General features: G+C 52.1%; 23 protein-coding genes. 7 read left to right on the forward strand and 16 right to left on the reverse strand.

What is annotated here, in order from left to right:
- Nucleotides 1–6: 6 nt before the first annotated feature.
- Complete coding sequence (gene qhpR / locus IEV89_RS15185; protein WP_188474367.1) at nucleotides 7–1,101, reverse strand: AraC-like transcriptional regulator QhpR; 1,095 nt, start codon at nucleotides 1,099–1,101, stop codon at nucleotides 7–9.
- 149 nt (nucleotides 1,102–1,250) lie between these two features.
- Complete coding sequence (locus IEV89_RS15190) at nucleotides 1,251–2,261, reverse strand: phosphotransferase enzyme family protein (RefSeq protein WP_188474368.1); 1,011 nt, start codon at nucleotides 2,259–2,261, stop codon at nucleotides 1,251–1,253.
- Nucleotides 2,262–2,528: 267 nt separating this feature from the next.
- Here IEV89_RS15190 and IEV89_RS15195 point away from each other — a divergent pair, with 267 nt between their 5' ends.
- On the forward strand, nucleotides 2,529–3,842 hold the full coding sequence (locus IEV89_RS15195; protein WP_188474369.1) for an aspartate aminotransferase family protein: 1,314 nt from the start codon (nucleotides 2,529–2,531) through the stop codon (nucleotides 3,840–3,842).
- Between the two features lie 32 nt (nucleotides 3,843–3,874).
- Nucleotides 3,875–5,239, forward strand: a complete 1,365-nt coding sequence (gene eat / locus IEV89_RS15200) for an ethanolamine permease (protein ID WP_188474478.1) — start codon at nucleotides 3,875–3,877, stop codon at nucleotides 5,237–5,239.
- Between the two features lie 66 nt (nucleotides 5,240–5,305).
- Here eat and mak read toward each other — a convergent pair whose 3' ends face one another.
- Nucleotides 5,306–6,226: a fructokinase gene (gene mak, locus IEV89_RS15205; protein ID WP_188474370.1), complete on the reverse strand. Its 921-nt coding sequence runs from the start codon at nucleotides 6,224–6,226 to the stop codon at nucleotides 5,306–5,308.
- A gap of 176 nt (nucleotides 6,227–6,402) precedes the next feature.
- Here mak and rdgC point away from each other — a divergent pair, with 176 nt between their 5' ends.
- The gene (rdgC, locus tag IEV89_RS15210) at nucleotides 6,403–7,317 is read left to right on the forward strand and encodes a recombination-associated protein RdgC (RefSeq protein WP_188474371.1); all 915 of its coding nucleotides are present in this window, start codon (nucleotides 6,403–6,405) and stop codon (nucleotides 7,315–7,317) included.
- Between the two features lie 94 nt (nucleotides 7,318–7,411).
- Here rdgC and ppnP read toward each other — a convergent pair whose 3' ends face one another.
- The 9 genes from ppnP to IEV89_RS15255 all read right to left on the reverse strand — a co-directional run bounded on the left by ppnP (nucleotide 7,412) and on the right by IEV89_RS15255 (nucleotide 14,944).
- A complete protein-coding gene (gene ppnP / locus IEV89_RS15215) occupies nucleotides 7,412–7,705 on the reverse strand; it encodes a pyrimidine/purine nucleoside phosphorylase (RefSeq protein WP_188474372.1) in 294 nt (97 codons plus the stop codon).
- A 241-nt stretch (nucleotides 7,706–7,946) separates the two neighbouring features.
- On the reverse strand, nucleotides 7,947–8,624 hold the full coding sequence (locus tag IEV89_RS15220; protein ID WP_188474373.1) for an AroM family protein: 678 nt from the start codon (nucleotides 8,622–8,624) through the stop codon (nucleotides 7,947–7,949).
- A 5-nt stretch (nucleotides 8,625–8,629) separates the two neighbouring features.
- A complete protein-coding gene (locus tag IEV89_RS15225) occupies nucleotides 8,630–9,559 on the reverse strand; it encodes a DUF1177 domain-containing protein (RefSeq protein WP_188474374.1) in 930 nt (309 codons plus the stop codon).
- Between the two features lie 165 nt (nucleotides 9,560–9,724).
- Nucleotides 9,725–11,305 carry an OPT/YSL family transporter gene (locus tag IEV89_RS15230; RefSeq protein WP_188474375.1) on the reverse strand — a complete coding sequence of 527 codons (1,581 nt, stop codon included), beginning with the start codon at nucleotides 11,303–11,305 and terminating at the stop codon, nucleotides 9,725–9,727.
- A 95-nt stretch (nucleotides 11,306–11,400) separates the two neighbouring features.
- Entirely contained in the window at nucleotides 11,401–12,165 is a 765-nt protein-coding gene (locus IEV89_RS15235; protein WP_188474376.1) for an IclR family transcriptional regulator, read from the reverse strand.
- Nucleotides 12,166–12,659: 494 nt separating this feature from the next.
- The gene (locus IEV89_RS15240) at nucleotides 12,660–12,851 is read right to left on the reverse strand and encodes a YaiA family protein (protein ID WP_188474377.1); all 192 of its coding nucleotides are present in this window, start codon (nucleotides 12,849–12,851) and stop codon (nucleotides 12,660–12,662) included.
- Nucleotides 12,852–13,010: 159 nt separating this feature from the next.
- The gene (gene aroL / locus IEV89_RS15245) at nucleotides 13,011–13,535 is read right to left on the reverse strand and encodes a shikimate kinase AroL (RefSeq protein WP_188474378.1); all 525 of its coding nucleotides are present in this window, start codon (nucleotides 13,533–13,535) and stop codon (nucleotides 13,011–13,013) included.
- 269 nt (nucleotides 13,536–13,804) lie between these two features.
- The gene (locus IEV89_RS15250) at nucleotides 13,805–14,383 is read right to left on the reverse strand and encodes a class I SAM-dependent methyltransferase (protein ID WP_188474379.1); all 579 of its coding nucleotides are present in this window, start codon (nucleotides 14,381–14,383) and stop codon (nucleotides 13,805–13,807) included.
- A 285-nt stretch (nucleotides 14,384–14,668) separates the two neighbouring features.
- On the reverse strand, nucleotides 14,669–14,944 hold the full coding sequence (locus tag IEV89_RS15255) for a YdgH/BhsA/McbA family protein (protein WP_188474380.1): 276 nt from the start codon (nucleotides 14,942–14,944) through the stop codon (nucleotides 14,669–14,671).
- A gap of 320 nt (nucleotides 14,945–15,264) precedes the next feature.
- Between IEV89_RS15255 and IEV89_RS15260 the strand changes: the two genes are divergently transcribed.
- Nucleotides 15,265–16,185, forward strand: coding sequence for a DUF808 domain-containing protein (locus IEV89_RS15260; RefSeq protein WP_188474381.1), 921 nt, complete (start codon nucleotides 15,265–15,267; stop codon nucleotides 16,183–16,185).
- 48 nt (nucleotides 16,186–16,233) lie between these two features.
- On the opposite strand, the gene IEV89_RS15265 is transcribed toward IEV89_RS15260, so the two are convergent.
- Entirely contained in the window at nucleotides 16,234–17,004 is a 771-nt protein-coding gene (locus IEV89_RS15265; RefSeq protein WP_188474382.1) for a class I SAM-dependent methyltransferase, read from the reverse strand.
- A 137-nt stretch (nucleotides 17,005–17,141) separates the two neighbouring features.
- On the opposite strand from IEV89_RS15265, the gene IEV89_RS15270 reads away from it, so the two are divergent.
- From IEV89_RS15270 to sseA, 3 genes are all read left to right on the forward strand, one after another.
- The gene (locus tag IEV89_RS15270; protein WP_188474383.1) at nucleotides 17,142–17,933 is read left to right on the forward strand and encodes a helix-turn-helix transcriptional regulator; all 792 of its coding nucleotides are present in this window, start codon (nucleotides 17,142–17,144) and stop codon (nucleotides 17,931–17,933) included.
- A gap of 80 nt (nucleotides 17,934–18,013) precedes the next feature.
- Nucleotides 18,014–18,571 (forward strand): GNAT family N-acetyltransferase, encoded by a 558-nt coding sequence (locus tag IEV89_RS15275; protein WP_229746489.1) that lies wholly within the window; start codon nucleotides 18,014–18,016, stop codon nucleotides 18,569–18,571.
- Between the two features lie 53 nt (nucleotides 18,572–18,624).
- A complete protein-coding gene (sseA, locus tag IEV89_RS15280; RefSeq protein WP_188474384.1) occupies nucleotides 18,625–19,470 on the forward strand; it encodes a 3-mercaptopyruvate sulfurtransferase in 846 nt (281 codons plus the stop codon).
- 82 nt (nucleotides 19,471–19,552) lie between these two features.
- Here sseA and agp read toward each other — a convergent pair whose 3' ends face one another.
- The 3 genes from agp to purL all read right to left on the reverse strand — a co-directional run bounded on the left by agp (nucleotide 19,553) and on the right by purL (nucleotide 25,783).
- Nucleotides 19,553–20,848, reverse strand: coding sequence for a bifunctional glucose-1-phosphatase/inositol phosphatase (gene agp / locus IEV89_RS15285; RefSeq protein WP_188474385.1), 1,296 nt, complete (start codon nucleotides 20,846–20,848; stop codon nucleotides 19,553–19,555).
- Between the two features lie 164 nt (nucleotides 20,849–21,012).
- Nucleotides 21,013–21,612 carry a lipid IV(A) palmitoyltransferase PagP gene (gene pagP / locus IEV89_RS15290; protein WP_229746490.1) on the reverse strand — a complete coding sequence of 200 codons (600 nt, stop codon included), beginning with the start codon at nucleotides 21,610–21,612 and terminating at the stop codon, nucleotides 21,013–21,015.
- Between the two features lie 277 nt (nucleotides 21,613–21,889).
- Complete coding sequence (gene purL / locus IEV89_RS15295) at nucleotides 21,890–25,783, reverse strand: phosphoribosylformylglycinamidine synthase (RefSeq protein WP_188474481.1); 3,894 nt, start codon at nucleotides 25,781–25,783, stop codon at nucleotides 21,890–21,892.
- Nucleotides 25,784–25,962 lie beyond the last annotated feature (179 nt).

Raw genomic sequence — 25,962 nt, forward strand, 5'->3', positions numbered from 1 at the left:
TCGCGTCTAATGACCGGCCGCCAACCCTGTCTGCCGCCATTGACGCGGGCTGACACCGAACCAGCGGCGGAAAGCGCGTGAAAAAGCGCTAACTTCGGAATACCCTAGCAGCAACGCCATTTCAGAAATCGGCAATTGCTGCTGTTGCAGGTAGTGGGTCGCCAGTTCGCAACGAATTTTATCCACCAGTTGAGTGAACGTCAGGCTATGTTCACGTAGGCGGCGTTGTAACGAACTCGGTGACATGCCCATTTTATCGGCCACCTCATCCAGCGCCGGTTCCCCGCGCAACAACGCCTGCCGCACCCGCGAACGGGCGTTGTCCACCACTGATTGTTGTGCCGGGGCATCAGCATTCAGGCGGCGGATAGCGTCCTGCATCACCAGTAACAGCGTCTGGTCACGTTCAGGCATGGTGCGCTGTAAATCACGTTTGGGGATCAGCAACGAGTTGTACGGCTGGTCAAAGTAGACGGGCGCATCAAAGGCTTTGCAGTGCTCGTGCCACTGCTGCGGGCGCGGATGTTCAAAATGCACTTCGCGCGGTGTCCAGCTTTTGCCCAACCCGTGACGTAATAAGTTGAGGATCATGCCCAGCGTCAGTTCGGCGTCCTGCCGCTTGCACAAAATACTGCCGTGACGGACCTGATAGTCGAAGCGGTAATGATCGCCTTTATCAACCAGACGGGTCAGCGTGTTGTGCTGATGGAAAGGAAAGGCATTCACGACATTCTGAATCGCCGCTTCTACCGTGGTTGAGCACAGCCCAATATAGCCAATCAAGCCTAATGACTGCGGTTTGAACTGCTTGCCGTAGTGTAAACCGAAATTATCACAGCCCGACTGAACAGCAGCTTCCTCTAATACCTGACAATAATTAGTCAACCCGAGACTTAGCGTCGGCTGTTGCAATAATTCGGGATCGATACGGCAAATGCCCAGCACGCGGTCGACATCTGCCCCTTTAGAAATAATAAATTCGCTCAACCCTGAGGCGGCGGCAGCCAGGACACCACGATTAGAGGTGCCCTGCTGATCCAGCGCCCGTCTCAGGCCAGGTTGAAGCCCAATGGGCGACTGAAGTAAAGGTTCAGTGTGCATGCTCTTTCACTCCATCACACAAACAGGTGAAAGGTTTCTGCAATTTTCATACCAGCGTTGAAAAAATGATAAACCGAATAATGACAGCCACTTAGTACGGCACAGAACCTTACGACAGCCCGTTACGCACGAAATACGTGCACTCTGCCTCAGGCCAGCACCTGCCCGGCGCGCACTGTCGCCAGATAATCGCGGCACAGACGCAGGCTTTCAGCTTCCCAGTGATCTCCCAAACTTTGCGCCATTTCGGTCGTGGCATGTGAGCCACGCCAGGCCAGGAGTTGAATGCGACGCTGGACGATCATTGTTGGGATCACGGCCAGATCGGACTCGCTCAGCGGACAGAGGGTCTGATAACCACGTAGCCAGTGCTCGACCCACTCTGCCGCACGGGGATGATGCTCAACAAAGCTGATTGCCGCCGCTGCGTCGTGCATATACCACCCCATCCCGCAGTCATCAAAGTCGATCACCCGCGTTTCACCTTCATGCAGCAGTAAATTAGTCAGACGTAAATCTGCATGAATCAAGCCATAACGTTGAGCACTCTTGCCGTAGTCATGTAACACACGGCGGATCTGCGTCAGCGTTTCCTCAATCAACGGAAAGTCCCGCTCACTGATGCCTGGCGCATCCTGCCAGCGGCCCCAGTGACCTTGCGAACCAACCATAGTGTCATGATCCCAGACAATGCGGCGAAAACTGGCAGGAGGTACCCAACGCTGGCTGTGCTGATGTAAACGCGCGGTAACTTCTCCCAGTTGCGCAAAAGCGCGCGGGTCAACATCAGTTGTTGGCATGTTGCCGTCAATCCAGTGAAACATCACTACGTTGCGGTTTTCTGTGGCGCTGACAGGTAACGTTTGCACGCGCTGGCCATCCATCCCCGTCAAGGGTTCGGGCACCACGATACCGGTATCGCGCAGCGCATCCAGCCACGCCAGCTCACTCTCTATTTCATCACGTTGATGGTAATCCCCGCGGTGGATCCGTAGCGCAAAGCGCAAACCATCGGCGCCACGCACCATAAAGGTGGCGTTTTCAGAACGGCATAACAACGAGATCTGGCCGTGAAAGGCCGCTGGGTAGCGCTGCAATGCTTCGCTGGCAAGCTTATTCAGGCTGGCTTGGTCGAGGGTATCAGACTGTTTGGCATTCATGGGTTTCACTCCGGCAGGTGGTGATGGCTCACTTCAATGAGCCTCCAGAATGAAAGCCGCCCACATTTAGCGCTTGACCCGAAAGTAGCAAATGTTGACAGCAGGACACGCTCGGGTCGACGAACATGAGAACTTGACCGCAGAGCACGGCGATCAGGGTGTTGGTGTCAAGTTTTGCCACCGAACCGGGCGCATTATCAAAAAACGTTCAGCGCCGGACCGTCCGGTAATGAAGACCACAACACAGCCCGCCAGGAGATGATGACCATGTTGAAAACCAATGCTTTTGATGCTGCTACCAGCGGTAATATTCCGGCTGAAAGTGTAGCGATGATCGAACGTCGCCGCCGCCTGCTCGGCCCGGCCTATCAGCTGTTTTATAAGAACCCAGTGCATCTGGTACGTGGTGAAGGCGTCTGGGTTTACGACGCTGAAGGCCGCCGTTATCTGGATGTTTACAACAACGTGCCGTCAGTGGGGCATTGCCACCCACACGTGTTGGAAGCGCTGGTGCGTCAGGCTTCAACCCTCAATACCCATACCCGTTATCTGCATGAAAATGTGCTGAACTTCGCCGAGAAGTTGCTCAGTACCATGCCTGCTGAATTAAGCCAGGTGATGTTCACCTGCACTGGCAGCGAAGCCAACGATCTGGCGCTGCGTATTGCTGAAGATTTTACCGGCGGTACCGGCGTTATCGTGACGGAATTCAGTTATCACGGTATGACCAAAGCCATTGCAGGCTTATCCGCATCCATGGGGCCTTATGTCAAAGTCAACGGGGATGCACGGGTCATTCCAGCCCCGATTCACCATCCGGCGGATCCGGCGCAAGTAGGCAAGAAATTTGCCAATGATATCCGCGCCGCACTGGCCGATATGCGACGCCACGGTATTAAGCCGGCGGCGCTAATGATTGATACGTTTTTCACCAGCGATGGAGGTTTCTTCGATCCGGCAGGTTTCTTGCAAGAAGCTATCGATGTGGTGCATGACGCCGGCGCGTTATACATCGCCGACGAAGTACAACCGGGTTATGGCCGCTCCGGTGAACATTGGTGGGGATTCCAGCGACACGGTGTGCTGCCGGACATCGTGTCGCTGGGTAAGCCAATGGGCAACGGTCATCCAATGGCCGGCATTACCATTCAGCCGCATATCCTTGAGCGTTTCGGCAATGAGTCGAGTTATTTCAACACATTCGGAGGCAACACGGTGTCATCCGCCGTCGGGCTGGCGGTGCTGGAAGTGATTGAACAGGAGAACCTCATTCCAAGCGTTGGCCGCGCAGGGAAAGCCATTCTTGAGGGCATCAGCGCCCTGGCAGAACGCTTCCCGGCGATTGGCAGCGTGCGTGGTGCCGGGCTGTTTGTCAGTGTTGATTTTATGACCGCTGATGGTGCACCGGACTCCATCACTGCACTGGCGGTGGTCAATGCACTACGTGAGGAAGGTGTATTGATCGGTGCGTCTGGCCCTCACGCTAATATTTTGAAAATTCGCCCGCCGCTAGTGTTCACCGCAGAACACAGCCAGATTCTGGTCAGCGCGCTGGAAAACGTCTTAAGCAAAATGTTCTGACATTCCCTTTTATCTGGTTTCAGGAGAGCATGATGACATCACAACTTAAACCGACGCTCGGCACGCTACATTTATGGGCGATTGCCGTCGGGCTGGTGATTTCCGGTGAATATTTTGGCTGGAGCTACGGCTGGGGCGTAGCAGGGACTCTGGGGTTTCTGGTCACCACCTTGCTGGTCGCGACCATGTACACCTGCTTTATTTTCAGTTTTACCGAGCTGACAACCGCCATTCCTCACGCTGGCGGACCTTTTGCCTATAGTCGCCGCGCCTTCGGGGAAACCGGCGGGTTAATTGCCGGGATGGCAACGCTGATTGAATTTGTGTTTGCGCCTCCCGCTATTGCTCTGGCGATCGGGGCTTATCTGAATGTGCAATTTCCTGACCTTAATCCGAAAGCCGCCGCAGTCGGTGCCTATGTCGTGTTTATGGGGCTAAACATTTTAGGCGTCAAGCTGGCGGCCGTGTTTGAACTGGTGGTCACCGTGCTGGCGGTTCTTGAACTGCTGGTGTTTATGGGCGTGGTCGCGCCAGGGTTCAGCGTGAGTAATTTTGTTCTCAATGGCTGGGCCGGTGGTGATCATTTCGGTATGTCGGCGTTCTCTGGCATTTTTGCCGCCATTCCCTTTGCTATCTGGTTTTTCCTGGCTATTGAGGGCGCAGCGATGGCCGCCGAAGAGGCCAAGGATCCCAAACGCACCATTCCTAAAGCCTATATCAGCGGTATTCTGACGCTGGTGGTGTTAGCCCTCGGCGTGATGGTGATGGCGGGAGGTGCCGGCGACTGGAGTAAGCTCTCCAATATCAATGATCCGCTGCCACAAGCGATGAAGATGGTGGTCGGTGAGAATTCCGGCTGGATGCACATGCTGGTGTGGATTGGTCTGTTCGGCCTGGTTGCCAGCTTCCACGGTATTATTCTGGGTTACTCACGTCAGTTCTTTGCGCTGGCGCGCGCCGGTTATCTGCCAGCCGGTCTGGCGAAATTATCACGTTATCAGACGCCACACCGTGCGATTCTAATGGGTGGTGTCATTGGTATTGCGGCAATTTTCAGCGACGGTTTAATCAATTTGCAAGGCATGTCGCTGACGGCTGCGATGATCACCATGGCGGTATTTGGTGCCATCGTCATGTACTTAATGAGCATGCTGAGCCTGTTTCGGTTACGTAAGATTGCGCCAGAAATGGAGCGCAGCTTCCGCGCTCCAGGCTACCCGGTGGTGCCTGCCATCGCGCTGATTTTAGCGGCAGTGTGTCTGGTGGCAATGGTGTGGTTCAACCTGGTGATTGCCGGCGTATTCGTGCTGTTTATGGCCTGCGGTTATCTCTACTTCATGGCCACTAAAGTGCAACGCGGTAATGCACCAAAAGATTTAATGCTGGAAGGCGAGTAACAACAACGGTCTGTGTGAACCCTCACGCAGACCGCTTTTTATGAGAAGAGAGGAAAAAAGGACAAATTAAAGGGAAAACCGACCTTGCGGCCATAACCACGCAGCACCGCGTACACCGCTGGAGTCGCCGTGGGTTGCTTTGAGGATGGGCGTTTCGCATTCACCGCCGAATACCCACTGTTTCAACAACAACGGGACTGTCTGATAAAGGCGGTCGACGTTGCTCATACCACCGCCGAAGACAATCACATCGGGATCGAGAATATTCACCACGTTTGCCAATGCCTTCGCTAAACGACGCTCATAGCGGCCAAGCGCCAGCTCGGCGACGGGATCGCCCTCATCGGCCAGTATCACGATTTCCGCGCCTTTTCGGCGTTGGGTTGAGAGACGAAAATAATCCTCCTCAAAACCGGTACCGGAGCAGAAGGTCTCCACACAGCCAGACTTACCGCAATAACAGGGAACTTCTTGTGCAAAACGGATTTCGTCTTCGTCAGCCCAGGGCAGTGGATTATGGCCCCACTCTCCGGCATTACCGTTTCCCCCAGCATGGGCTTTCGCCTCAAAAGCAATACCGGAGCCACAGCCGGTACCAATGATCACCGCAAACACCGTTTTTCTTCCTGCGCCTGAGCCATCGGTTGCTTCGGATACTGCGAGGCAGTTAGCATCGTTGGCAATGCGAACTTCGCGGCCCAGCAGTGTGGCGAGATCCTCGTCTAATTGCTGGCCGTTCAGCCACACCGAGTTCGAATTTTTCACCTTACCGGTAAACGGAGAAAGCGTACCGGGGATCCCCAGCCCCACGCTGCCGCGATGGCCAGTGGCTTTTTCGGCATCCAGCACCAGCCCTTCAATGGCTTTCAGGGTCTTTTCGTAATCGTTGCGTGGGGTGTTTACCCGCTTGCGGAACAGCTCATGGCCTTCATCCGACAACGCGATCACTTCAATTTTTGTTCCACCTAAATCAATGCCAATTCGCACAGGCGCCTCTCTTGTTTTATGTCTGTGGTTCCGAGTGTTCAGGTTAATGAATGTAGGGCCCAACGGCGAGTCTGCGGGAAGATTTCCTAACGACGCACGTCGTTCAATTCGGTATCATGCCGCCCTGCATTCGATAAATCAGCGTACCACGCGTACGCACGGACAGGGATAACATCATGTTATGGTTTAAAAATTTGTTGGTCTACCGTTTGAGCCGTGAAGTCTCTTTGTCTGCTGACGAGATGGAAAAGCAGTTAAGCGCCTTCACTTTTACGCCTTGCGGTAGTCAGGACATGGCGAAGACCGGTTGGGTCTCGCCAATGGGTTCTCACGGCGGTGACGCGCTAACGCACTCACATAATGGCCAGATCTTGCTGTGCGTTCGTCAGGAACAGAAGATTCTGCCTTCTCCGGTTATTAAGCAGGAGTTGCAGACTAAAATCGACCAGATCGAAGGCGAACAGCATCGTAAACTGAAAAAGACCGAAAAAGATTCGCTGAAAGATGAAGTTTTGCATACATTGATGCCCCGCGCATTCAGCCGTTTCAGCCAGACTTATATGTGGATCGACACCGTTAACGATTTGATCATGGTCGATGCTGCCAGCGCCAAAAAAGCCGAAGACATGCTGGCATTACTGCGCAAAAGCCTGGGTTCGCTGCCTGTCGTTCCGCTGACGATGGAAAGCCCGATTGAACTGACGCTGACTGAATGGGTGCGTTCTGGCGTAACACCGGCCGGTTTTACCTTGCAGGATGAAGCTGAGCTGAAAGCCATTCTCGAAGAAGGTGGCGTGATCCGCTGCAAGAAACAAGCACTGGTCAGTGACGAAATCGCCACACATATCGAAAACGGTAAGCTGGTGACTAAACTGGCCGTCGACTGGCAGGAACGTATCGCCGTCGTGCTGGCCGATGACGGCAGCATTAAGCGCCTGAAATTTAGCGATGTGCTCCGCGAACAAAATGACGATATCGACAGGGATGACTTCGCGCAGCGTTTCGATGCAGACTTCATTCTGATGACCGGTGAGATTGCCGCCCTGATCAAAAATCTGGTGGAAGCACTGGGCGGTGAAGCACAGCGTTAATATTGCAACGCTGCTTCAGCGAGTACGATAAATGATGAAAGGACGCCTCGGCGTCCTTTCATCATTTATATTGCTACAAGCCAGCGGTAATACATTATTTCGTCAGGTATTTGCACAGGTAAGCCGTCGCTTCAACCACTTGCAAGTTGAACTCGCTTTGTCCCGGCACATAGAATTTTTCACCCGGCATAAACACCTGCCAGTCTGGCGAACCCGGTATTAACACCTTCAGAGAACCCAGTAAAACGGTCATCTCTTCAGGTTTATCGGTACTGAAGGTGTACTCTCCCTTTTCCATCACACCGACGCTGGCAGGACAACCTGCGCTGTCGCTGTCAAAACCAATCGACTTTACCTTTCCTGCAAAATACTCATTATTTTTCAACATAGATTGGCCCTTGGCGATAAGTTTCAGAAACTCCATATTAGGGGCAGAAAAGGGGTGCTGTCACTGATTATTGTTGGTTTTTGGGCGACACCCAAAGCATGCCACAAAGGCAAGATACTGATTTGATTTTATCGGGTGGCGGTGCCATTCTGGACAGTTGCGATGGCACTTTTTCATCCGCAGGCTGTACGCAGCAAAAAGGCCTGAGATTCAGGCCTTTTTAGATCTTGCCACAACAACCTCAGACAATCAGTTCTGCGGCCAATTTTGCCACCAGCACGTTAGAGAGCAAAACCGGAATACCCAGTTTGCTTTGCAGCAAATCCCTGTGCTGACGATGGTAGCCGATGCAGTCGAGCACCACGACCTGCGCGCCCTTCCCTTCCAATGCCAACGCTGCCTCAGTCAGTTTTTCCTCATCGGCCATGTAAGGGCTGGCAACGGCAAAACAAGGCGCTTTCGGCAGCCTCGACCACTTAATGGCCTGCTCCGCTATCTGTGACTCCACAGGCACCACAATACCGACCTGATGTGTGCCAACGATGGCGCCGATCAGTGGAGGAATAATGCGGTCCGGCTCAAGTAACATGGCGTTTTTAGCCTGCAGGCTATGAAAAACGCCGGTGCACAACAGCAGAATCGTTTCGCAACCCAGGGCTTCCAGCCAGTCGATCTTCTCTTGCAAACCCTGTTCTACACTGCGCGAACCCAGGGTTACCTGCGTTCCGTCCAGCAAGCGCGACACCAACCGAGGTTCATCCACTCCGGGTGAATAACGCTGCTCAATTTGCTGCAACGTCATGCCGTCGAGTAGGCCAATGTGGGTCACCGATTCTTCGGGAAGATATTCCAACAACAACGGCATAATGTCGCAGCGTGGAGCCTGACCGATGGTTAAGGTCGCAAAGGATGTCATCATAGTGATCATTTCCGGCTTTGCAGGTGGCGCAAGCTTCCGTACAGCGACAACAACAATTGATATTCGTCGGCATCAAAAAACTTACAGGTGCCGCGCCCAAACTCTTTCGCCACTTCGACAGCAAATTTTGCCACCAGCGCGATGTCAACTTCATGGCTTGCCCCCGTTCCACAGCCAGGCACCACTGATTCGGCGGTGATAGCGACCCCCACAACAGGTACGTCAGTGGCCGTGGAGGGTTGCAGAATGCTGTTCAGATGGTGAACGCCATTACCATAAGGCGTAATGTCCTGCGTGGTGATTGGGAAGGTTACCGCGGGTTTGCCGGTGGTCATCTCCATGATGCGCAGCAGGTCTTCGGAGACCCGCAGGATATAACCCTCTTTTACCGTCGGCGAGATGGCGAAACCTTTGTGATTGATGATGCGGTTACCTTTGGTGGTATCAATAGACAAAATCGCGTCTACGCCTTCAACCACTTCATTCTCATTCATGGTGACATCGTCGATAGGCGAGTCCATAAAATCAACCGGATCATGCGGTCGAGTTGGCGCACTGGGGCAGATGTGAGTCGTGATAATTACATCACCGTCAAGAACATCGCCTTTACGTTGCATATCAGCCAGCTTGAGTGCGCTGGTGACCGCTGCAATAGCACCATCGGCATCGGAAACGACGCCGATACGCGTAGGACGCGCACCAATCCCACCCAGACGGCCAATAATACCGAGCGTCGGGGCATTACCGCCACCACGTTTCCCTTGGCTGCCTGGAACGGTGATACGAACAAAATCAGTACCGCCTTTCGGGCCCTCGGCTCGATGGGTTGTGGCGGTGACATCGGGATAGCCAGCAAATAAGTCCACGACTTCCTGACCGCTGACGTAAGCACTGTCGATCACGTCGAACACGATCAACGTCTGTTGCAAACTCATTATGTTTTCCTCTTAAAACATCGCGGCAGGCACTCAGGGAGCGCACCAACCAAAACTGCCGCGAGGTAGGCTCAGCTTTTCATTTCAGCTTTTCATTACAGAAGAGCATGAATGATCAGTCTATTTTTTACTTATGGCTATAAAAGCCCTGGTGTTGACGCAGTATTACTTGGTTTTGGAACTGAAAATCGAGTTAAAGAAGCTGTACAGCGCGTCACCGGCAATAAAGCCAGCGGCCAGAATCTCCATGGGCGTACGACCTCTCTCACCCCAAATACGAATGATGATAATGCGCAGTACAATACCGGTGATTACGGCCCAACCGGCCATGACGCTATTGATCAACAGGCCGGTCGCCAGCAGAACGCCCAATTGGCGCTTCGGCCCACCGATGAGCTGGATAAGCGCCCCCGGAATGGCCCAGATCATCAGGCTATATGCGATGCCCGGCTGGGCACCCGCCTGGATAGTTTTGGCATACACGCGGGCAACCGGCGGGACCAGATCCTGAGCGAAATAACCGATGTGCGCGAACCATACCACCGGGATAGCGATCACAAAGGCGATCAGCGCAGCAAACAGCTGGATACGTCGCCCGATAAGCTCTGCCTGAAAATCTTTACCATAACCGCGCAGGATAAATCCGGCTTTCAGATCAAAGCCCATATCAGCAAAGGCCGGGCCCGTCGCAGCAGTAAAGCCCGTGAGCACACAAAGTGCCAGCGGCGGGAAGCCAATCAAGATACCGACGATCAGTGTGATTAACGCCACGGCGAAAGCCGGGAACCAGCCCGAGTGCATCGCGGCGATGCCAACAATCAGTTCATGGAAGAAGGCGGCAAAAGCAGCGTACGCAATGAAGGCGACCAACATGCCGATCGACATTTCACTGTACAAACCCGTCGCCAGTGCCAGCAACGCGGCGATAACAATATACCCCACGGCCCCCAACCCAAGTGCTTTACGCGCCTCGCTAGCAGGTTGGCTGTAATTGACTTTGGCATCGGCGTTTTTCGCCCGCACCACCTGAATGACCTGAATGAGCGAAACCAGCCCAGCGCCCACCATCATCCCGTGCGGAATATACATCGCACTGAGATCTAAACCGGCAATCGGCTGCGCATAGGCGCGGATCAACAGGCCGATACCAAACATACTTAATGCCCAAATATTACCGATGAACGCTGTACCAAAGGCCGCCATCGGGATTTTGAGCATCGCACCACCCAGCCCAATCACCACACCGACCACCAGTAACCAGGCCTGACGTCCGCCCTTATCACCGGCTTTAATGGCTTCAGCTGCGGCAACACCCGGTGGCCACGCATTGCTGGCTGGGAACACTTTGGTATCGAACAAACGGTAAAGCAGATAGGCATCGAGCAACATAGCGACGGAAACACCGATAAACATCGGTAAAATCAGTTGCGGCTGCCCCATCACATAAGGAATAGCAATCGGCATCAGCAAACTATTGGCAGCGCCAAAGGTGGCAGAGGAGATCACTGTTTGGGCCAGATTCTGAATATGTATCGAGCGATAGCGCTGGAAAACTTGCATGGGAATACGCGCCAGCAGCATGGCAAATAGCGCACCGATAATAGATGTATTTGGCGTAACACCCAATGTAGTGATCAACTGCACGCCGATGATTGCACCCAAAATAGAGAGCAAAATCATGACAAATAGCGTACCAATATCCCTGAGCGGATTTTGCTTATTATTCTGAAAATCATGTGCTGACATAACTGCCCCTGAGGTTGGCGCAAATCAATGCGTTATTTTTCACGCCTGAGAGTCAATTGACTCTCATTGGCGAACAGTCGCGGTGCGGTATCGGTCTATTGCCAATACTCATCACCTAATTTTTCAGCGAGCTGCTGAGTAACGGCGAGCAGACCCTCTTTAATTCCAGCGGGGATATCCTGACCTTCCTGCGGCGAAGGAAACGATAAACACAATCCCAGCAGTTCGTTACGGTGCTTATTAGTAATACTGGTGGCTAATGTACTGATACCTTGCAATGTTTCATTGCAGGCATGCGACACGCCGCTTTCCCGGATTGGTGCAAGTCGGGCTAATAAAGCCTCTAAAGTTTGCGGCGAATTCAACGACTTGACTCGATAATCCGTGCCAAAGCGCAAAATAACGTTTTCGTCTGTATAACGCGCCAGGATGGCTCTCCCGATGGCGGTTTCATGTGCCGGAAGCAGGCTACCCGCCGGCGTTACCACCTGCAAGTAGGTGCGTCCGGGGAACATGCGCATCACCATGATGTCTCGCCCGGTCAACATTGAGATATAGCCAGTGCACTGGGTTAACTGCCCAAGCTGCGCCATAAAAGGTGATGCTATATCGACCAACGGCGCCGAAAGATAATGACTGGCGACGGACAGAATGAGCTTCCCAATATGATATGAACGGCTATCCGGATCCCGCTCCAGTAAACCCTGGCTTTCCATGGTCATGAGTAAACGTGACGCCGTGCTTTTCGGTAATTTTAAATGTTCCACTACATCACTGAATGACAAGCCGGAATTGCTTTGTCCGCTCAACTGCCGGGAAAACAATTGTAATACCGCAGAGGCGTTTTCTAGTGTGCTCATAAGCAGGGTTCCGATATGTGGAACTCAGTTCCTGATTGATTAAGTAAAATTTAAGGCTGAAAACGGTCGGGGTCAAGTTGTTTATTTTTTGTCTAACAGAAGACACGGAGAAGATAGGCTTTATGATCAAAAAACACCTATTTTTGGCATGGGTGCGTGCAATTACATCGAGTATTATGAGAGTTTCACACCGAATATCAGCATAAAATACTGCTTAATTCATCTGTCAAAGATTATGCAGAATATAGAGGGCAACAGAGGCTTCAATAATAACAATTGAGAGGGCACCAAGAGCAGGCATCAGGCGTTTGTGGTCGGATAAGAAAGTGGTCAGATACTTCATGGCAAGATCCGCAGCACGCATTAAATTGATAACTTGAGTGATTATTTTACGCTCAAGGATTCTCTCATGCAATGCAGAGCGTTGATACGGGTGGTCATTACCGCTTAAGTCAAACGGAAACGGCCACCATCGACCACGCCAGGGAGTCCAATTAACTGATGTCTTGATTTTCGTAGCGCCGTTTGGCGTCAAGTGCTTCGCTCTCGGTTTCGTGTTCGCTAATCAGCGAATCAGGTTTGGGATGGTCGGCTCGCAGTTCGTACCAGGTTTCCGTTTTACCTGGCTCACCCTTTTTAACCGGAACAATATCGGCAGTACGTGGATAGGGAGGCTGACTCGGCATAAAAACTCCTTGGCTGAGGGAAATAGATAAACACTTAATGGTTTAAGTATAGACACTCAGCAGCAACGCCTTGCAAAGGCGTGGGTCGGAAGCCTCTGAAAAGCAAAACGGACCATAAAGGCCCGCTCTCTCACCGCGCAGTCTAGATCAAGATTAAGCTTATCTCGCGATGGGCAGCCTCAGCGCATCAAGAATTGCGTCGACGACCTGGGCAGGCGCATGTGCGCCATCAACCACGATATGCGCTGCGGCCTGATACATGGCTTCTCGCTCATTAAGGACTTCCAGCATCTCTTCAGTGATGGGTTTGCCTGTCAGCGTTGGCCGCTGATCTTCCAACGGTGACGCTTGCAGACGATGCGCCAGAGTCGATGCCGGGGAGCGCAGATAAATAACTGTGCCGACGCGGCGCATAAAATCACGATTATGCTCAGCCAAAACCACACCGCCACCGGTCGCGACGACGGTCAGCGCTGAACTGATGCTTTCGAGTGTCTCAGTCTCACGGCGGCGGAAACCTTCCCAACCTTCCTGCTCAACGATTTCAGCGACACTGAGCTTAGATGTTTGCAACAGATGACTATCGGTATCGACAAATTTATAGCTCAGCGCAGTAGCCAGCGCACTGCCCACCGTGGTTTTACCTGCGCCGCGGGCGCCTATCATGAAAATGGGTTGAGTCATTACCGCTGTCCTTAATCCTTGGATGCTTGGTTTATTAGCTGAATGAAAAGTCTTAATCATCTGATAAACATCAATAAAAATCTTAGTCTCAAAAAAACAGTACAACAAAAAAGCTTCATCAACAGGTTTCAATCGCCCGCCGGTGAAGCCTTAGCTCGGTACTGCCCTGATGCTAATAATAGTCTTATTTAAGGGCATGATACTGATAAATACCTGTGGTGCAATGGCTCGCCAAAGTCTACGCGATAAAAGGTAAACAAACTGCGATTTCAGCGCGGTTTACAGACGTACACCAGCGCGGGAGGGAAATTCTTCACTACGCGGATTTTCTTCCATGTAAAATAGCGTGACAACATTTTCTCTGACAGGTGGCTATACTGAAACTGCACCATCACACCGCCACTGGCTTTCAATCTTTGCTGCGCTTTTTGCAAGATTTTCATGCTGATACGTGTGGGTATCGACAACAGTGGCAGGCAGGAGAAAATGGCGTCGAAATCGCCGTCGAGATGTTCAGCAGAATGCGCCATCACCTGTAAACGCGGGTCGTTAATTTGATTCAATTTATGAACAAAACCGGACTGAATCTCGAAAGCCTGCAGTTGAGCATCCACCCGCATGTTGGCAAGAATGCGTTTAGTTAATACACCGTCAGCAGAACCAAGCTCTGCGATTTTCAGCGAGTTAGCCCAGTCAATCTGACCAAGCATCGCGCGGCATAACCAGGGTGAAGATGGCATCAATGTGCCCATCGTACGTGGTGACGAGATAAAATTCTGCAAGTAGTAAAACTGATTCTGTAATGAGACTTTGGTGTTTTTGATAGTCAGTCTTGTGGCATTTAACATTTTTTATAACCCCTGGGGAAGTAGACCACTATCACATGAAAAAATTCTTAAGAAATAATTATTCAGGCTTATTTATTCCCTTATAAGAGTTAATTATTTACTTGAAATGAGAATAGTCTCTATTTTGTTTTGTTATATTTATTATTAATAGATGTTTTGTAAGAAAATATTGAAGATTCAGGCGGGTAGAGAGTGAATGGGAACGCAATAAAATAACCGGCATCAGAAAACTGAGCCGGCTATTAGCAATAAATCGAATAAGTACCGGTTCCCCGGCAGCGGCGCTTAACGATACAGTTGCACGCTAGCACGTTCAAGGCTGGAGTCGCCCGGTGCGCTCATTCCAATGATACGATAGTGGCTTGCACCTTTTTCGGCCGCTTGGTCATTAAGCTGTTCTTTGATACTGCCAGGCGCCCCACTCATCTGACTAACAGTGACGACACCCAATGGCTGGTAATTACCGCTGTCAGCCTGTGTCGCGGTTATCTGAGTCGCTGCCAGAGCCGAAAAAGACGCGGTAGTAATAATGGCTGCTGCTAGAATCGGTAAGATTTTCATAATGTGCACCTTCTGCTGTATTGAACGCTGTTTGATTTCTGTTCTAAAACAATTAAGTTTGCGGATGTTCTCCGTTGCAATAATTATCTACCAGCGAGTGCAAGGAGACGTAATGCGCCGTAAAAATGTTTAATCTTTGTGGCGGGAATAAGGAGAGAGTGAAAGTAAAAATTTCAGCGTCAGAAAATGCAGGGAATTAAGAAGTTTTTGATGAATGTTTAAGATGGCTATTACCGCTAAATCAGTAGATTGCACAAATCGACGCCCAGTAGCAATCACTGTTATGATTCTTTTTATTTACCACAGAAGGAAGTTAATTTATGGCTGGAACCAGCCTCCTGGCATTGATCGATGATATCGCATCGATTCTTGATGATGTAGCCGCCATGAGCAAAGTGGCGGCCAAGAAAACCGCCAGCGTTTTGGGTGACGATCTGGCTCTTAATGCGCAACAAGTCAGCGGAGTGAAAGCCGATCGTGAATTACCGATCGTCTGGTCTGTCGCTAAAGGCTCGTTAATTAATAAAGCTATTTTAGTGCCGCTGGCACTGTTGATCAGCGCCTTTGCATCGTGGGCAATCACACCGTTGTTGATGATCGGTGGCGCTTATTTATGTTACGAAGGCTTCGAGAAGGTTGCACATAAGCTATTGCATGGCAAAGAACAAGCTCATGAAAAACCCGAGGCCTCGCCCGAAGTGAAATCCGCCGGGGACATCGCTAAAGTCGAAAAAGAGAAAATTAAAGGCGCGGTGCGTACCGATTTTATTCTTTCTGCTGAGATCATCGTGATTTCTCTCGGCACCGTGGCCGCCGCGCCATTTCTGAGCCAAGTGACCGTCATGGTATTGATTGCTGTGGTGATGACCCTCGGGGTATACGGGCTGGTTGCAGCGATAGTCAAAATTGACGATGCCGGTTTATATCTGAGCAAATTGAACGGCGAAAGCGGCTTTATGCAGGCGGTACGAAAATTTGGCGAGCTGATCGTCAATGCTGCGCCATGGTTAATGAAAACGCTGTCCGTGGTCGGTACATTTGCGATGTTTTTGGTCGGTGGCAGCATTATCAGCCACGGTCTGCCGTTTATGCATAGCCTGATCGAAGTACTTAATCATGGACATCAGGGGTTGGTTAACACGCTGATCACCGGTGTTACCGATCTGGTGGTTGGCCTGATTGTCGGCGCACTGGTGCTGGCAGTGGTGATGCTCGGCCAGAAGATCTTCGGTAAAAAATAGTGGCGACAGGGCGCAGCATTGATTCAACGCTGCGCCCCGGACGCGCCTTTAGGGTTTATTGGCCACAATCATCGCCAGATCGGCAGTAAAGGAGCCATCTGGCTGGATGTCAAAATGCTGAACCACATCATCCGGCATGACTTTTTGCAGTTCACGTATCGCCCCCACAAAGTGTTCCGGGGTGCGCATTCTCGCCACCCAACTGCTGAACTCCAGTACCAGGCGTCCGCGGGTCAGCGTCTCTATCACTAACCCTGCCTCGGTGAATAAACTCAGCCACTGACCCGGCGCATAATTGTGAACGTGCGAAGTATCGCGCAGCTTCTCCACCGTTTGGAGATAAATATCCAGCAGCGGATGGCCGGGCGATGCCACATCCATCATGATGATTTTTCCACTCGGCTTCAGCACGCGGCGGGCTTCGCGCAGCGCCTGACCGACATCATGCCAGTGATGTGCCGAATAGCGGCTGATGATCACATCAGCACTGTTGGCAGCAAATGGCAGCGATTCCGCGACACCTTGTTGCACCTCGATATTATTCAGGCCTTTGTCTTTTGCCGTCTGCATCACCACGTCGAGCATCTGCGAAGACAAATCATAGGCGATCACTTTGTTCACCACCGATGCGGCGACAAAACTGGCATGACCCGCGCCGCAGCCTAAATCGATCACCAACGCATCAGGATGGGGTTGCAGCAGCATCGCCAACTGTTGTAAATCCTCTCCCTGAGAATGCACGGTGCTGGTCAGGTAGTCCTGCGCCTGAGAACCGAATTGCTTATCTACCGCCTGGCGGTGACTGTTTTTGCTCATCATAATTTATCCCCGTCATATTGTTATTTTTTGGCCGGGCAGGGTTGCCCGCGAAGCCACTATAACCACGCCCCTATACGGGTACAATATGAGCAATTATACTAGTATTAATACCACCCTTCTGACGCGTTATAAGGCCTATGAATAACAACAGTGACTCTCTGAATGGCCCTAAAGCCCTTGGCGCTTTTTTACGCGCCCATCGCGAACGAACGCCGCCACAGGCTGTGGGGTTGCCAACCTCGCCGCGTCGTCGTACCAGCGGATTGCGCCGCGAGGAGCTCGCGCAAATCAGCGGTATCAGCACAACCTGGTACACCTGGATCGAGCAAGGGCGCGATGTATCAATATCCGCCGCAACACTAGACCGGCTGGCGATAGCGCTGCATATGCAAGTCGCTGCCAGGGAATACTTGTTCAGCCTTGCCGGCGTGAAAGACCCGCTGGCACGCCCGGCGGACAACGACATGGATAAGGCAGTGGGTGACTGTGTTCATCAACTCGCCTGCCCCAGCTATCTCCTGGACAGCGCCTGGAATGTGTTGGCATGGAACTCACCGGCGGAGCAGCTTTTTGCGGGCTGGCTGGGGGTCGATCCGCAACCTAATCTGCTACGATTTATGTTCCTGCATCCATTAGCGACACGTTTAGTGATCAACTGGTCACAGCGGGCAAAACGCGTAGTGGCTGAATTTCGCGCTGAGACCGGACACTATGCCCACTCAGATATCATCCGCCAGTGGGTGATGACATTATGTAATGAAAGTGAAGCGTTTAATCTATGGTGGACACAACAAGAGGTGCTAGGCCGTGAAGGGGGAGAGCGGCGCTTCCAACATCCGATACGCGGTGAAATTGCCTACCGTCAGCAAACCTTTTCCCCCGCAGGCCATGCTGAGTTCAAACTGGTGATGCTGGTTGAACAGGTCTAATTGACAGCCAACCAGCAGATGTGTGAGGCTGAATTGGCGATCAAAATGAAGATGTGTTTAACGCAGATGATCAGGACATTATGATGATAATTCGTCAGCTGTATCAGGACAGTCATACCGAAATCCGCATCGCGACTGAATCAGAAGCTGCACTGCATTTAGAGGCGATCCAGGCCTCGGTGGCAGAGATCGGCGCGTGGGAAAGCTGGTGCAACGATCGCTATCAGCTCGAAGACAGCCGCAAATATCTGATCGACTCAGAGCAAAAGCGCCATCGTGGCGTCGAATTCAATTTTTGCCTGTTTGATCGGGCCAGCGGCCAACTGATTGGCTCAGTCGGCGTTAACCGCATCAATCAGGAGTATAAGTTCGCCAACATCGGTTACTGGATCCGTACCGGTTTCACTGGCCGCTCGCTGGCGCCACTGGCTGTCCACGCGGCGGCACGCTTTGCATTCGACGAACTGGCCCTGACCCGCCTGGAGATTGTCGCGATGGAAGGCAATCACCGCAGTTGCCGCGTGGCTGAAAAAGCCGGTGCCGTAGCCGAAGGTCTTCACCGCAACCGCCTTTATTATCGCGGAAAGCCCAAAAACGCCTGGGTTTACTCACTCATTCCAGACGATTTATCGGCCTGACTGCGGGATCAGTTTTAACCACGACCCTACACAATCTGAATAAGGCACTGAACATGACCTCTTCTGTACACATTGTCTCCACCGACTGGCTGGCAAAAAACCTTAACTCGCCTGACGTCGTCATCATTGACTGTCGCAAATCAAAACCGGGTATCACTCCGCCAATAGATTTTCACAGCAAATACAGTGAAGCGCACATCCCTGGCGCGATTTATGTTGAAGTCGACAGCATTTCAGATTGCAGCACCGGCTTGCCGCATATGATGCCAACCGCTGAAGAATTCTCCGCATCAATGGGCCGCCTCGGTATCGCTGACACACAAACTATCATTCTTTATGACGAAGGCGATTTATTCTCCGCACCGCGCGTCTGGTGGATGCTCACCAGCTTTGGTGCCAAAACAGTTCGTGTGCTGGACGGTGGATTTAATGCCTGGAAAGCGGAAGGACACCCGACGCAGAGTGGCGACATTGCCCGTGTGCCAAGCACCTTCAATGCCAGACTGGTCCGTCCGGTGGTGGTAACGTCCAGGCAGGTACTAGACTCTTTAGGCACAGTGCAAATCATTGATGCGCGCTCGCTGGGCCGTTTCAACGCTGAGCAGCCTGAACCACGTCCAGGTCTGCACGGCGGTCATATTCCTGGCAGCCTCAGCGTACCGTTCACCGAACTGACGGAAAATGGCCACCTGAAGTCACCGCAAGCATTAAAGGCGACATTCGAGAGGCTGGGCGTTGAATTGAATAAGCCGGTGATCACGACCTGTGGCTCCGGTGTCACCGCCGCAGCGCTGGCGTTCGGGTTGGACTCACTGGGTGTAGAAGAAGTGATGTTGTACGACGGTTCGTGGGCTGAGTGGGGTAATATAGACGAAGACTATCCGATCGAAACGCACTGAAGAATACGCGGGCCTATCTACCAGAAATCCTTTCTGCGCAGAATCCCCTGCGCAGAAAGAAAAGAAGCACCTAACCCACAGACTAGCCTTGCAGGTCTTTATGCAGCGCCTGAGTGAATTTATCCATCGGGCAGAAACCTTGGTTATCGATTTCACAGCCTTCAATTTGCAGGGTGACGTGCTGTGGCGGATTTTTCAAACTCAGTGCGGTGTTATTGCGGATCTGTTTCGCCGTCGGATAAACATATTCAATCTTCATCAAGTCTTTATTAGCTTTCGCATCATGCCAGCGCTGGAATACTACCGCACCGCTGATCGGCGTGCGTTCATACTGACCTGGCAAAGTGTAATCTTTGGTTTTCAGTGCTGCCAGTAAAGAAGCAATGTTGGAGTCATGTCCGACCAACAGGGCTAACCTGGCTTGTTGTGCTGACTGTTGATCTGCCGATTTCGCCTCCCCCTTATTCAGCGCCCCGGAAATGAACGTTAGCAGAGGTTTCGCCGCATTGGCCGCGATCGCAGGTGAGCCGAACAGCGTCTCATGGTAGAGGTTTTTAATGGTTTCCAGTTTCGTCCACTGCTCTGGCGTAGTGATCTGCCCCCAAGCGACCTCTTTCATCGGGAAGCCTTCATAATACTGCAGCATAAAGGCATCAGTGGCGCCCGTTGCCATACGTAAAGGCCCGGTGATACCCGGTTCTTTACCCTGACTGAGGACAACACTCGACGGTTGGGAGGCCAAATCACACTGCTTATCCTGCTTACACCGCTTGGAATTCTGATAATCCATCACTTTTTGTAGCAGCAGATAGTTCGGTTTTAAGCGCTGATTCAGGCCATCAAGGCCGTCCTTGCCCGCGTGCTGATTAATAGACTTGAGCGCATCCGCTTTGAATTTTTCGTTCACGTCGGCAGTAATAATCGGGTTAAACACTGGATCCATTTTGCCAATTTCAACCCGATTAACCACTCGCACATCACAGCCCAGGAATGCGCCGGTCACGAAGTGCTTCGCAGTATCAATTGTACGTGGCAGGCTGTTTGCGTAGGCAAAAACTTGCCCGCCAGTCGGACATTGCGCCGCAGGGAGTACTTGATTTTTCGCCAACCATGCACGGAAATACTGGCCCATATGTTCTTCAACTTTGCCGCCTTTAGGGGTCAGCAGCCCACCTTCTGTTTGCCATTTTGGCCAGGTGTATGGGGTCGACTCGGCCAGGACATCACCGTAGTTCACCAGTGGCGCCCTGATACCATGACGACTCATAACCAGAACCTGTTGCAGTTCAAGGGACGTGTTGGCAGCAAAAGAAGGGGCTGACATTGGCAGCAGGCAAGCTAACGCCGTCAGTGCAAAAGCGCGATGTACAGTTTTCACGTGTTAATCCTCTTAATTTTCCATGGTATAGACATCCACCGCGCCTCAATCTTTCCAACAGATTGATTCCAGCGGTGAATTTCCAGCATAGGAGAATATGTGATGGCAGAGAGGGATCAAGCTCACATCAAAACGCTAATAATGACGCTTTTATGACAGTCATGTCAGAACTGATAGCGCAGCCAGGCAAAAAACACATTCCCATTATTGTAGGTGCCGGGGATATACGTGGCCTGAAAACTCAGCTTGTCATAACTTATAGAAGCCAAAGGCAGCACTAAAGGGATAGGAATATAAGAGTAATCGTCACGCGCAGTGACAGCCGCGGTGTATCCCAGTCCCAGGCGGAAATTCTTATCCTGCGCAGGTTGCCATATTTTTTCATAACCATAGCCACCGATAGGTTCCCATTTATTATGGGAGTCTTTGAAGGCCATGAAATAGAGACCGTGCCAGTCGCCATTTTCATCATAACGGGAAATGCCATATCCTCCGCCCCAAGGGCGCTCGTTATAGCTGTCCGTTTTCTTTTTGTCATAGGTCAGGCGGTTATGCCAGGTGATGACCGGTAGGTAAATATCTTTATTGGGTGAGTCATTCCATGTGGCGGAAACGTCATTTATCCACGAGTCCCACCACCCCATAAAACCGGGTCGCGCTGTTGTCTGTGCCGATAACGTACTTTCAGAACTGGCGAAAGCAGGCAAAATCCAAACACTGGATAATATCAATACCCAGGTAATATTCTTTTTTAAAATAAACACTTAATATCATGCTCCCTATGTTATGGAGCTATAGTACCAATTTTCACTTAAATAAGTTTTAAAACCCTCAGAGCCAATTTGTAAGAAAATATTCAATGCTCTATTTTTTAGGAATATCCACTTACTATCGGGAAAATGCTTAGCGTTAACATGCAAGGGAAATGAATGTTCTGATATATTGACTGGCGACTGCCTGCAACTTATATACCGTCGTCAGACAATGATAAAAAAATCCGGAGCCCAACTGCACTCCGGATTTTTATCACTCACCCCAACATCAGCCGAGCTGTTTACGCGCATTGCGGAACATGCGCATCCACGGGCTGTCTTCGCCCCACTCTTCAGGATGCCAGGAGTTACTGACGGTACGGAATACACGCTCAGGGTGAGGCATCATCACGGTCACACGACCTGATAGGTTAGTGACAGCAGTAATACCATTAGGTGAACCGTTAGGGTTAGCCGGATAGTCTTCTGTCACGCGACCGCTATTATCGACAAAACGCAGTGCGATCAGATTGGCATGTTCAAGCTGAGACAGATGCACCGCATCGCGGACTTCCACATGACCTTCACCATGTGATACCGCGATGGGCATCCGTGACCCGACCATTCCCTGCATGAGCAACGACGGGCTGGCGGTGACTTCCACCAGGCTGAAACGTGCTTCAAAGCGGTCAGACAGGTTACGCACAAAGCGCGGCCAATGTTCTGCGCCCGGAATCAGCTCTTTCAGGTTGGACATCATCTGGCAACCATTACACACACCGAGCGCCAGCGTTTGGGGACGATGGAAAAAGTCTTCGAACTCATCGCGCACGCGATCGTTGAACAGCACTGACTTAGCCCAGCCTTCTCCCGCGCCCAATACATCACCATAAGAGAAGCCGCCGCACGCTACCAGCGAGTGGAACGCCTGCAAGTCGCGGCGACCACTCAACAAGTCACTCATATGAACATCTACCGCATCGAAGCCCGCACGATGGAAAGCGGCAGCCATTTCAAGATGGGAGTTAACGCCCTGCTCACGCAGCACAGCGACTTTCGGGCGCACACCTTTAACAATATAAGGGGCTGCCACATCATCATCGGGAGCAAAGCTCAGTTTAACATTCAGACCCGGATCACGATCGTGGGTCTTGGCTTCATGCTCCTGATCGGCACACTCAGGATTGTCGCGCAAACGCTGCATCTGCCAGGTGGTTTCGGCCCACCAGGTACGCAAAGTTGTACGGCTTTCGCTATACACCGGTTTGTCACCGTGAGTAATGATAAAGCGATCGCCCACGTCGACACTGCCCAGATAATGCGTACATTCAGCCAGACCAAATTTCGTCAGCGTCTGCTCGACGTCAGCACGGTCTTCGGCACGCACCTGAACAACAGCGCCCAGCTCTTCATTAAACAACGCCGCCAGCCGGTCTTTGCCTAATGCAGCAATATCAACCGTCAGGCCACAGTGACCGGCAAATGCCATCTCGGCCAGTGTCACTAACAGACCGCCATCAGAGCGGTCGTGGTAAGCCAGCAGTTTACGATCGGCAACCAGCGCCTGCATGGCGTTGAAGAAGCCGCCCAGTTGTTCTGCACTGCGTACATCTGCCGGTTTATCACCCAGTTGGCGATAGACCTGTGCTAACGCCGTGGCGCCTAAGGCGTTGTGGCCGCAGCCGAGATCCACCAGCAGTAACGCCGTTTCTCCCTTGTCGGTTCGCAATTGCGGCGTCACCGTGCTGCGCACATCTTCGACACGGGCAAAAGCGGTGATCACCAAAGAAAGTGGCGAGGTCATTTCACGCGCTTCGTTACCTTCCTGCCAACGCGTTTTCATCGACATAGAATCTTTGCCGACGGGAATGGTAATCCCCAGCGCAGGACAGAGTTCTTCACCGACCGCTTTGACCGCCGCGTAAAGGCCCGCATCTTCACCCGGATGACCGGCAGCAGACATCCAGTTAGCTGACAATTTCACGCGTTTCAGGTTACCAATTTCGACCGCAGCCAGATTCGTCAGTGCTTCACCGACGGCCATACGGCCCGAGGCGGCAAAATCCAGCAAAGCGATGGGTGCACGTTCGCCCAGTGACATGGCTTCACCATGGTAGCTGTCGAGGCTGGCGGTAGTAACCGCACAGTCAGCTACCGGGATTTGCCACGGACCGACCATCTGGTCCCGCGCAACCATACCGGTTACGGTGCGGTCACCGATAGTGATCAGGAAGGTTTTTTCCGCCACAGCAGGCAGATGCATCACGCGTTTTACTGCGTCGGTAAGCTGAATATTTTCTGCATTAAGGCTGTCACCCACCGCTTTCAGCGTAGTGACATCGCGGGTCATCTTCGGCGTTTTACCCAGCAACACATCCAGCGGCATGTCGATCGGCTGATTGTCGAAATGACGGTCTTCCAGAGAAAGGTGCATTTCCTCGGTCGCTTCGCCGATCACGGCGTAAGGTGCGCGCTCACGTTTACAGATAGCATCAAACTCAGCCAATTGAGCAGGAGAAACTGCCAGTACGTAGCGCTCCTGCGACTCGTTACACCACACTTCCAGCGGGCTCATACCCGGCTCGTCGTTCAGAATGTCACGCAGTTGGAAGCGGCCGCCACGGTTACCGTCGCTGACCAGTTCAGGCATCGCGTTAGACAAACCGCCTGCACCTACGTCGTGAATAAACAGAATGGGGTTGGCTTCACCCCGCTCCCAGCAGCGGTCGATCACTTCCTGACAACGACGCTCCATTTCCGGGTTATCGCGCTGTACCGAGGCGAAATCCAGATCGGCATCAGACTGACCGGAAGCCATAGAAGAAGCTGCACCGCCGCCCAGACCGATATTCATCGCCGGGCCGCCAAGCACAATCAGTTTCGCGCCAACGGTGATCTCGCCTTTTTGCACGTGATCAGCGCGGATATTGCCGATCCCCCCCGCTAGCATGATGGGTTTGTGATAACCGCGAAGCTCAGGGCCGTTGTGGCTGTTGACGTTTTCTTCGTAGGTACGGAAGTAACCTAGCAGCGCCGGGCGTCCAAATTCGTTATTGAACGCAGCACCGCCCAGCGGGCCGTCGGTCATGATCTCCAGCGCAGTGACGATACGGTCTGGCTTGCCGAAATTTTCTTCCCACGGTTGTTCAAAACCCGGAATTCGCAGATTAGATACGGAGAAGCCCACCAGCCCGGCTTTAGGTTTAGCTCCGCGACCAGTAGCACCTTCGTCACGGATTTCGCCGCCTGAACCGGTTGCGGCACCCGGCCACGGAGAGATGGCGGTCGGGTGATTATGGGTTTCCACTTTCATCAGAATATGCGCCTGCTCCTGATGAAAATCATACAGACCATCGGCCGCATTGGCGTAAAAACGCCCAACCTGCGAACCTTCCATCACGGCAGCATTGTCTTTATAAGCTGACAGAACGTGATCCGGCGTCTGCTCAAACGTGTTTTTGATCATCTTAAACAGCGATTTTGGCTGCTCCTGACCGTCGATTACCCAGTCAGCGTTGAAAATTTTATGGCGGCAGTGCTCGGAATTAGCCTGCGCAAACATATACAGCTCGATATCGGTCGGGTTGCGCCCCAGCGACGTAAAAGCGTCCATCAGATAATCGATTTCATCCTGCGCCAGTGCCAGGCCCAGTTTATTATTGGCGGCTTCCAGCGCGCTACGGCCTTCGCCGTGAATATCAACCGACTGAACGGGTGCAGGTTGATGGTGGGCAAACAGTGCCTGAGCCTCTTCCATGTGGTCGAACAGGGTTTCCATCATGCGGTCATGCAGCAATCCGCCTAACTGCGCCCACTGCTCGTCAGTCAGCGTTGGGGCCAGAATGTAAAACGCCAGACCACGTTCCAGACGTAACACCTGAGATAACCCGCAGTTATGTGCAATATCTGTCGCTTTAGAAGACCAGGGGGAGATCGTGCCTGGACGTGGAGTCACCAGCAATAAGCGACCTTCGGGAGCGTGTTCAGCAAGTGAAGGACCGTATTTAAGAAGTCGTCCTAATTTGGTTTTTTCATCCAGGCTCAGCGGAGCGCTGACGTCGGCAAAGTGTACATATTCTGCGTAAATATCACTGACCGGAAGGTGGGCATCCTGACAGCGGGACAATAATTTGCTAATGCGAAAAGCCGACAAAGCGGGCGAACCACGCAGTATTTCCATAATCACAGATCTCTCGTCTTCGAAGCGACTGATCACAGTGCTTCATTGGGCGCAACAGGGGGGAAACGCCGGCTATTATAAAGAAAGCCTGAGCGCGACGAAACCGTTTGCGCTGTGAATATTCATATTAACTAAAAAGCTTATTTATTGAGTGGTTATTATGAATAAAGTTGCAGCCTGTC

Origin of the sequence: Hafnia psychrotolerans (assembly GCF_014639435.1) — a bacterium.
In the GTDB taxonomy this organism is placed as follows: Bacteria; Pseudomonadota; Gammaproteobacteria; order Enterobacterales; family Enterobacteriaceae; genus Ewingella; species Ewingella psychrotolerans.